Annotated in this window: 1 protein-coding gene; it reads right to left on the bottom strand. The window is 43.8% G+C overall.

The features are described 5' to 3' along the window. Positions 1–189: 189 nt before the first annotated feature. The coding region (locus AB5935_RS24195; protein ID WP_368327676.1) for a hypothetical protein at positions 190–429 on the bottom strand (240 nt) is incomplete at its 5' end.

Below are 429 nucleotides of genomic sequence, written 5' to 3'. Positions count from 1 at the left end.
ATGTTATACTGAATTGAAAAACCGAATTTGCTTAATCTCCTTTCCTGGAGAAGGGAACGTTTGTCATGTGAAGGCATAATGGCCACCAGGTGCTTTGTATCGAACCGGTAACCTTTCTTCCGCATCTGATAACGTAGGTTTCTTAGGCGTCTGTCTTCTTTCATGGCATTTCGTTAAGATCGTCTTAGTTTACAGAAGACTCGGCACACTATCGCAAAGGATAGCGTTTAAATCCTCCTGTATGGTTTCCTGCTGCTCCCTGTTCAAATGTACCAGGAAATAACCTTTTCCGCCGGAAAGATTCTTAATCTCCGCCAGATTATACTTCCTGTCTACCGCATCCACGAACGCAGGGGATTCCATGGGGCGGAAACTACTGAATATTTTATAAGTTCCACTGCTGCCTTCTATTCGTAGCGTGGTTAATTC

Source organism: Phocaeicola sp. RTP21198st1_B8_RTP21198_201120 (assembly GCF_040929485.1).
In the GTDB taxonomy this organism is placed as follows: Bacteria; Bacteroidota; Bacteroidia; order Bacteroidales; family Bacteroidaceae; genus Phocaeicola; species Phocaeicola dorei.
The sequence above is the reverse complement of the archived record's forward strand: the minus strand, read 5'-3'. Positions and strand labels throughout refer to the sequence as shown.